Raw genomic sequence first — 8,666 nt, forward strand, 5'->3', positions numbered from 1 at the left:
ACCCCCCTGCAGCGCCTGCAGTACAAAGATCCGGACTCAAAACAAATCCTGCCCCGCCAGCAGGACATCCCCTTCTTTGCACACCAGCTTCCCTGGGTGCTGAGAAATAAGGGCGTAATCGACCCTGAATCCATTGACCAGTATATTGCCAGGGACGGATACTTTGCTGCTGCCAGGGCTTTAACGGAAATGACTCCAGAGGACATTCTGCAGGAGATGCAGAAATCCGGCCTGCGGGGTCGGGGTGGAGCCGGATTTCCGGTGCACTTGAAGTGGAAGTTCGCCTATAGAGAGACAAGCGGGGTTAAGTATGTTCTCTGCAATGCCGACGAAGGCGATCCCGGGGCCTTCATGGACCGCAGCATCCTGGAGGCCAACCCCCACTCGGTGCTGGAAGGCATGCTCATCGCCGCCTGGACCATAAATGCAGATCAGGGGTTTATCTATTGCCGCACCGAGTACCCTCTGGCCCTGGAGCGGCTTCAAATCGCCATAGACCGCGCCCGGGAATACGGGCTTCTGGGGTCTGATATTCTGTGCAGCGGATTCGGGTTCGACCTGGAAATATACCAGGGTGCCGGGGCCTTTGTCTGCGGTGAGGAAACGGCCCTCATGCGCTCAATTGAGGGCGGACGGGGCATGCCCCGCCCCAGACCCCCTTTTCCGGCCCAGAAGGGCCTCTGGGACCGGCCAACAGTGCTCAACAATGTGGAGACCCTGGCCAATGTGCCCTTGATAATCCTGGAAGGTGGAGACTGGTATGCCAGTGTGGGCACCGAACACAGCAAGGGCACCAAGGTGTTCGCTCTGTCCGGGGACGTGCGCAATATCGGGCTGGTGGAAGTGCCTATGGGTACTTCCCTGCGAAGCATAATATACGACATCGGGGGAGGCATTCCGGGCAAGCGGGAGTTCAAGGCAGTGCAGCTGGGAGGGCCGTCCGGAGGGTGCGTGCCTGCGGAATACCTGGATCTTCCCGTGGATTACGAGGCCATCAGCCGGGCCGGAGCCATCATGGGCTCCGGGGGCATGATCGTCATGGACCAGCGTACCTGCATGGTGGATATGGCCAGGTTCTTCATGGACTTCGTACAGGAGGAGTCCTGCGGCAAATGCACCCCCTGCCGGGAAGGCACCATGCGCATCCTGGAGATACTGGACCGCATCCGCGCCGGGGAAGGAGTCATTCAGGATCTGTGGGAACTCGAAGACCTTTCGGCCACCATCCGGGACAGTTCGCTTTGCGGTCTGGGCCAGACCGCACCCAACCCGGTGCTCTCCACCCTGAAATACTTCCCCAAGGAATACGAAGACCACATCAGGAACAAGAAATGCCCGGCCAGAAAATGCATAGCTCTGGTAAAATTCAGGGTAAATCCCGACAAGTGTACTTCCTGCGGACTATGCCATAAAAACTGTCCTTCCGGAGCGGTACGATGGAAAAAGAAACAGCCCGCAGAAATAGATCCTCAAAAATGTATCAAATGCATGCTCTGCCTGGACAAATGCATGTTCGACGCCATCGATTGAATGGACAGGGGTAATGAAAGGATCTTGATATCTAACCACCCCCAACCCCTCCTTATCCAAGGAGGGGAGTAGACCGTGCTCTGCTCAAATATATTGCAGGCTTACAGAGCAATAAAATTTAAAATCTATTCCACGAAGTTTTTTATCGCTCCCACGCTCTGCGTGGGAGCGTAGCCCGACCGCTCCTGCGGTCATCGTGGACGCTGAGCGTCCAGGGAATGTTCCCACGCAGAGCGTGGGAACAATTAGACAAATATAACACTTATATCGTGACAGATCCTTAATCTGTACTCCTGATTAAATTACAGGCACGGTGCAGCTCCCCTCCTTGTCAAGGAGGGGCCGGGGGTGGTTGTGCAAAATAACTTCATTTACGTACATAGCTGCCTGGTACCTGTTTGTTCCAGCATGGAACAGTCACCGTAAGTCATACATATGAACAAGTGAGCATAGCTAAAAATACCCCATGCTGCGCAGCATATCCAGGTTTTCCTCCTTTTCCCTGTCCCGCCCGGAACGTTCATTCATATGCGTGCCCTTGACCGTACAAGGCTTGCAGCCCAGGGACCTGTATCCAACATCGTATAAAGAGCAGTAAGGCAGTCCTTTGAGCATGATATAGGACCAGATATCCATTTCCGTCCAGTGTGCTATAGGATTAACCTGATAATAATCCAGATCATTTTTTTCCTGCACATCCGGTGTATTTTCCCGGGAGGGATGCTCATCCCTGCGGATGCCGGTCAACAAAACTCTGACTCCGTGCTCTCTGACTGCTTCCTGCAGGGGACTGACCTTGAGCCTACGGCAGCACTCCACTTTTGACAGTTCCTGCAAATCCTGCATGGCACTGGAATCCGGACCCGCCACCGTTAACTCAATGCCCCATTCCCAGGCCATCTCGTCTCTGAATTCCAGAACCTCAGGAAATTTATACCCTGTATCCAGGTTCAAAGCCCGCACCTGCACCCCAGGACCCCTTTCCTGCAAAAAAATCATCCATTGATGCAGCATCACTGTGGAATCCTTGCCCCCAGTCCAGGCGGCAAAAATATTTCCAGCAGGGCTTAAACCAAGTGCCTGCTCAAAAATCTTTCTTGTCAAACTTATCTTTTCTTGTAAATTCATGACTCAACTAATGCTGTTAAAATTTAAAACGGGAGGATCATGAAAGGAACCTTTCTGTTCATACTCATTTTGTGCCTGGCGGCGACCATTATCGCATTCAAGAAAGATCCGCAACTGGTCAATGACGGATTCGTCCAGGGAATGAAAATGCTGGCCAAAATCCTGCCCATACTTTTGGTGGCCTTTATCCTGGCCGGTATGGTGGAACAGATCCTGCCCAAAGATCTCCTTGCAGACATCCTGGGACCAGAGTCCGGGTTCAGGGGACTGGCCCTGGGGACCCTGGCCGGGGCAGTAATGCCTGGAGGACCGTTCATCCTTTTTCCGCTGATGGCGGTGCTGCTCAAAGCCGGGGCAGGAGTGGGGCCACTGGTGGCCTTTCTCACTTCCTGGGCCCTGCTGGGTTTTCATCGCCTGCTCATTTACGAAGCTCCCATTATGGGCTGGAAGTTCGCCCTGTGCCGCATGGCGGCCAGCCTGATTTTCCCCATAGTCATAGGCTACTTCGCAGACTGGGCCTGGAAGGCCTGGTCCAGGGGATAAATGTTCCCGCCTGCGTTAAACCTGGCATTAATATTGAATAACTCATGTCTGACACCATATTTTTCAGGCAGGGTTATCCTTATGAAACAACTCCTTCTGATGATTTTAATTATGATACCAACCATGACCGGCTGTGCCTGGGTTGAAGAAAACTTTGAACAGACAATAGACCCCCGTCTGGACCATGTTACAATCTACCAGCGCCCTACCCTGGACAAGGCCCGGCAGGATGTTCCAGTCTACCCTGTAAGTTTTGCCCAACAGGACCTCACGGCGGTATTTTTCCCGTTTTATGTACATGAACGGTCCGGTGGATCCACGGATACAGGGCGTAAAATCGGACACCTGTTCTGGAGAAGCTGGGTGGGGGAGGAAGTTTTTCCCAGTATAAGCTACAGGGATATGCAGGATGCTCCGGGAAAAACCGCCGCCAGGAGAATGGCAGGTGAAAAAGAGGCTGACCTGTATGTCCTGGGCCAGGTCAACCATTATCTTTACGGAGGCTCCCAGGGCAGTACCAGCATAGCCCTGACCATCAATATCTACTGTGTGCAGACTGATGAGCTTGTCTGGTCCATGGCCCATTCAGGCCGCATAGACAACGCCAGAGACAGAGATTTTGTCCTGGTTACCCGCCGGACCTGGATGCCCCAGTCCCCGGAATACGTCATAGTCAAAAACCTGGCACACGACATGGGACAGCCCGTCAAAGCCTGGACCCGGGGGACACAGGGCAGCATCCCCTCTGCTGGACCCGCTTATTGATAAACAGCAGCGGATCAATCCGAAAAGCTGCGGTCTCCCTCTATCTCCATCCTGGCTGAGAGATACCCCATAATGTCCTTGAGGGAGATCATTCCCATCAGAATACCGTTATCCACAACCATCATCCTGCTCTGCCCTTCCTGGTTCATCCTGTTCAGGGCATACAGTATGTCTGTGTTGGGATGAATAGTATTGTTGTCCGAGCAGGGAATGTACACATGGCGTACCAGTGTGTCCCCCCACTGATGCCGGTCGATGCTCCCGATCTGTCTGGTGGTGATGCACCCCAGCAGTTTTCCCTGGTCCACCACTGGAAACATCTTGAAATGAAACTGGTAGACATACTCTTCAACCAGTCTGGCAAGAGTTATATCCGGGGAAACGTAGACCGGCCGCTTCATGAGTGATCTTACCCTGGCGCCGGCCACAGCGCTTTTAATCATCATCTGCCTGTAGGCATTCTGGGCCACGTACCGGATAAATATGCCGATGACAAAATACCACAGCCCTCCTACCACGTTTCCGGTAAGCATGTTCAGTATTCCAATACCTATGAGCACCAGGCCGAACATGGAACCCATATTGGCTGCAATCCGGGTGGCCCAGCGCTGATCCCCCTTCCATTTCCAGAGAACAGCCCTTAATATCCTCCCTCCGTCCATGGGAAAGGCGGGGATCATATTGAAAACAGCCAGGATGGTGTTGATAAGGGCCAGATACATGAATAAAATGATGCCCGCCGCTCCCAATCCCATGAACTGGGCCGCATTATACAGGACAAAGAATACCAGGGCCAGAAATATGCTGGCCAGAGGTCCTGCAATGGCTATCCAGAATTCACTCTTGGGACTCTGGGGATCATCCTCCATCTCGGCCACGCCGCCAAAAATGAACAGGGTGATGCCCCGGATGGGAACCCCGTAATTGCGGGCAACCCAGGAATGCCAGAACTCGTGAAACAAAATGGAGAAAAAAAGACCCAGGGCCCCGATCACGCCCAGTATCCAGTAACCCATGGGGCTTAAGTCTTCAATGAAGTGAGGAAAAAATCCCACTGCCAGGGACCAGGTTACCAGTACGGCGATTATCAGCCAGCTGACATCCACCTTGATCTGAAAGCCGAATATCTTGAACAGGTTGAGGCTTTTGCCGAACATTATTTTTCCTTGTCGCCCCATGCAGGAAAAAGTCTTTCCAGGAGGGCTGATTAGATTTGAAAATGGCTGCTGTTTTTACTAAAATTGAATAAATTTTCTAATTCTTATTTCCCAAGGTGTAAACTAAAAAAGGAGAACCGCCATGAAAAGCTACCGTCAGGAACTGTGGATGAACATTCCGGCCCGCATGGATTTTGAAAACATCACCCCCCGGGTTCAGGACGCGGTAAACAAAAGCGCGGTCAACGAAGGCCTGGTCCTGGTCAATGCCATGCATATCACCGCCAGCGTCTTCATAAATGACGATGAATCCGGCCTGCACCACGACTACAAAATCTGGCTGGAAAAACTGGCTCCCCACGAACCTGTTTCCGGCTATCGGCACAACGTTGGCGAAGACAATGCCGACGCACACATGAAAAGGCAGGTCATGGGCAGGGAAGTGGTGGTAGCCATCACTGAGGGCAGACTTGACCTGGGTCCTTGGGAACAGGTTTTCTACGGGGAATTCGACGGAAGAAGAAAAAAAAGGGTGCTTATAAAGGTGATTGGCGAGTAGCCGTCACAGGCGGCACAACCTGATGCTTTATTTGACATCGCCTGCCTTATAGCATAATAATAATCTGTTTGTGCTTGAAATTATTTTGGACGAGAAACACTCTTCAAATGAGGCCGGTTTTAAAAATGGACCTTCCGAGTAGTAGGTACAACATATTTTGCCAACCAGACCGAAAAAGAGGCCTGAGCCTCTATTACGCCATTATCCCGCCTTCCGGGACGGTATTGAAGACGGATACATTTCTGACCTGCCCTGACTGATCCGCCTTATGCCGTCCCCCTGTGGAGGCGGCCAATATAAGGAGATGGATCATGGACAACAAAATCCTCATAGAAGCCAAGGACTTCCTGGATGCAGCCCTGGACAGCGACGATCAGGGCCGCCAGGAGTTGATTTCCAGGCTGGAATCCCTGCTGGAAGCCGGAGACCATGACTCCATCAGAGATTTTTTCTATTCCCTGCACCCCGCAGACGGGGCCCAGGCCCTGGAACTGTTCTCCCCGGAAAAGGCCTGTGCCTTCATAACCCTGCTCAACAACGAAACCCAGGCACAGATTTTCAATTATCTGCCACCGCATTTTGAAACCCGCATGGCTTCATGCCTGGGTCGCGCTCAGTTGGCCCGGATAATCGGAGCCATGTCTCACGATGAACGCGCCGACCTGTACAACCGGCTGACTTCAGAACAGCAGGAAGAGGTTCTGCCAGCCCTGGCCCACGCCGAACGCGAAGACATCCGCAGGCTGGCATCTTATTCCGAAGGTACTGCAGGCGCAGTCATGACCTCCGACTATGCAGCCCTGTCGCCCGACATTACCGCCAGGGAAGCCCTGGACAAGCTCCGCAGGGAGGCACCGGACAAGGAAACCATATATCAATGCTACGTCATAGACGAGAACCGCAGGCTGGTAGGAGTTATTTCACTGCGCGAACTCCTGGTGGCCTCTCCAAGATCCCTGGTTTCGGAAGTCATGAACCAGCAGCCAATTTTCGCTCATGCCCGGGACAACGCTGAAGAAGTGGCTTCCACCATAGCCAAGTACGACCTCATGGCCATGCCCATCATCAACGGTGACGACAAGCTCGTGGGCATCGTCACCTTTGATGATGTGCATGACATCCTGGAAGAAGAAGCCACTGAGGACTTTCACCGCATGGGCTCCATATCCGGACACGGGGAAAGCCTGGTGGGGGTCAATTTCAGGGAGGCCAGCCCCTGGCTGATAATTCAGAAACGCCTGCCCTGGCTTCTGGCCCTGGTCTTTGTCAATCTGCTCTCGGGTGCCGGCATAGCCTTTTTTGAAAACACCATCGAAGCTGTAGTGGCCCTGGTCTTTTTTCTGCCCCTGTTGATCGCCAGCGCCGGCAATGCCGGTTCCCAGTCATCTACTCTAATGGTCAGGGCCCTGGCTACAGGGGACGTAAAAGCTTCGGACTGGCTTTACCTGCTGGGCAAGGAAGTAGGCATAGCCCTGACCCTGGGCCTGGGCATGGCCCTGGCCGTGTCCATGGTGGGCATTTTCAGGGGAGGACCGGAAGTGGCCATCGTGGTGGGGCTGACAATGACTGTTGTCGTTCTTTTCGGCAGTCTGGTGGGATGCCTGCTGCCCTTTCTGCTGGCCAGAATGAAAGTAGATCCGGCAACAGCCAGCGTACCTCTTATAACCTCCATAGCCGATATAGGCGGAATCCTCATCTACTTCAGCATAGCCACGTGGCTCCTGGAAGTTCCGGCGGCGCACTGAAGCAGATATCATCCGGCGCAACCATTCAGGGAATGCCGCAATCGGCCAGCAATCAACACCGAGGACCCCCTGAATGGTACCCTCCGGCCATGGAAATAGTCAGGCGAAAATACTTCCGGCATATTGACATGGCCTCCTGATCTGGAGCATAAGAAGACTTGGGTTTAGTATATTTTTTTATCATTTTAATCTGTCAGGAGGTACGCATTATGTTCGGAAAGAGGATTTTCATTGCTGTTGCAGCGGTGCTGGCTCTGGCCCTGTCAGCCCCCCAGGCCAAGGCCAAACAGGACATCCTGTTTGGAGGAGCCTCCATTGTAGGCGTCTACTACCAGGTAGCCCTGCAGATCAGCAACATCATGAACAACGAAATCGGAGACAAGTACAACTACATAGGCCGGCCCACCGGCGGTTCCGTGTTCAACATCAACGCCCTGGAACGCGGTGCTTTTGACTTCGGCGTGGCCCAGTCAGACCGCAACTGGCAGGCCTACAACGGCGCCGCCGAATGGGAAGGAAGTCCTATCAAGAGCCTGCGCAGCCTGTTCAGCATGCACCCTGAGACAGTCATGCTGGTAACCCGCCAGGATACCGACATTCACTCCGTGGAAGACATCAAGGGACACAGGATAAACATCGGCAACCCCGGTTCAGGACAGAGGGGCAACGCCATGGACGTTCTGGAAATTTACGGCATAGACCCCCAGAATGACTTCCGGGCCGAGGGACTGGAACATCACGAGGCCGCCCGCGCCCTGGTGGACCGCAACATCGACGCATTCTTCTATACCATAGGCAACCCCAGCGCAGCCATAGAAGAGCCTGCAACATCCGTGGACATCCGCATGATCCCCATCAATGCCCAGGGAATCAAGGACATGGTCGAGGAAAAGCCTTATTACATCATGACCACCATCCCGGGCGGAACTTACCGTGGCGTGGATGAAGACATCGAGACCTACGCTGTTACCGCCACAGTTGTCAGCGATGAAAAAGTTGATGAAGACGTGGTTTACGACATGGTCAAAACCGTATTTGAAAATCTTGACGCTTTGAGGGAATCCCACGCCTCTTTCCGGCATCTGGAAGTCGAGGAAATGCTGCAGGGTCTGTCCGCTCCCCTGCAGCCCGGCGCCAAGAGATATTACGAGGAACAGGGCTGGATGTAGCCCTGGCTCTGTACGTAACGGGGCCATAGTCACCTGCCGGTTATACATGATCACACAGCATTAAAGGTCA

At 53.4% G+C, this 8,666-nt stretch carries 8 protein-coding genes; 6 read left to right on the forward strand and 2 right to left on the reverse strand.

What is annotated here, in order from left to right; all coding sequences use genetic code 11:
- The coding region (locus tag D5S03_RS05525; RefSeq protein WP_287042939.1) for an NADH-ubiquinone oxidoreductase-F iron-sulfur binding region domain-containing protein at window positions 1–1,530 on the forward strand (1,530 nt) is incomplete at its 5' end.
- 453 nt (window positions 1,531–1,983) lie between these two features.
- Here D5S03_RS05525 and D5S03_RS05530 read toward each other — a convergent pair.
- Entirely contained in the window at window positions 1,984–2,658 is a 675-nt protein-coding gene (locus D5S03_RS05530; protein ID WP_287042941.1) for a phosphoadenosine phosphosulfate reductase family protein, read from the reverse strand.
- A gap of 39 nt (window positions 2,659–2,697) precedes the next feature.
- On the opposite strand from D5S03_RS05530, the gene D5S03_RS05535 reads away from it, so the two are divergent.
- A complete protein-coding gene (locus D5S03_RS05535) occupies window positions 2,698–3,201 on the forward strand; it encodes a permease (RefSeq protein ID WP_008869006.1) in 504 nt (167 codons plus the stop codon).
- A 111-nt stretch (window positions 3,202–3,312) separates the two neighbouring features.
- Window positions 3,313–3,966: a hypothetical protein gene (locus tag D5S03_RS05540; protein ID WP_144311432.1), complete on the forward strand. Its 654-nt coding sequence runs from the start codon at window positions 3,313–3,315 to the stop codon at window positions 3,964–3,966.
- A gap of 14 nt (window positions 3,967–3,980) precedes the next feature.
- On the opposite strand, the gene D5S03_RS05545 is transcribed toward D5S03_RS05540, so the two are convergent.
- The gene (locus D5S03_RS05545) at window positions 3,981–5,123 is read right to left on the reverse strand and encodes a site-2 protease family protein (protein ID WP_287042945.1); all 1,143 of its coding nucleotides are present in this window, start codon (window positions 5,121–5,123) and stop codon (window positions 3,981–3,983) included.
- A gap of 142 nt (window positions 5,124–5,265) precedes the next feature.
- Between D5S03_RS05545 and D5S03_RS05550 the strand changes: the two genes are divergently transcribed.
- From D5S03_RS05550 to D5S03_RS05560, 3 genes are all read left to right on the forward strand, one after another.
- Entirely contained in the window at window positions 5,266–5,682 is a 417-nt protein-coding gene (locus D5S03_RS05550; RefSeq protein ID WP_287042946.1) for a secondary thiamine-phosphate synthase enzyme YjbQ, read from the forward strand.
- A gap of 311 nt (window positions 5,683–5,993) precedes the next feature.
- Window positions 5,994–7,427 (forward strand): magnesium transporter, encoded by a 1,434-nt coding sequence (gene mgtE, locus D5S03_RS05555; RefSeq protein WP_287042947.1) that lies wholly within the window; start codon window positions 5,994–5,996, stop codon window positions 7,425–7,427.
- A 209-nt stretch (window positions 7,428–7,636) separates the two neighbouring features.
- On the forward strand, window positions 7,637–8,596 hold the full coding sequence (locus tag D5S03_RS05560) for a TAXI family TRAP transporter solute-binding subunit (protein WP_287042948.1): 960 nt from the start codon (window positions 7,637–7,639) through the stop codon (window positions 8,594–8,596).
- Window positions 8,597–8,666: the final 70 nt, after the last annotated feature.

Origin of the sequence: Desulfonatronospira sp. MSAO_Bac3, from assembly GCF_003838035.1 — a bacterium.
Taxonomy (GTDB): Bacteria; Desulfobacterota; Desulfovibrionia; order Desulfovibrionales; family Desulfonatronovibrionaceae; genus Desulfonatronospira; species Desulfonatronospira thiodismutans.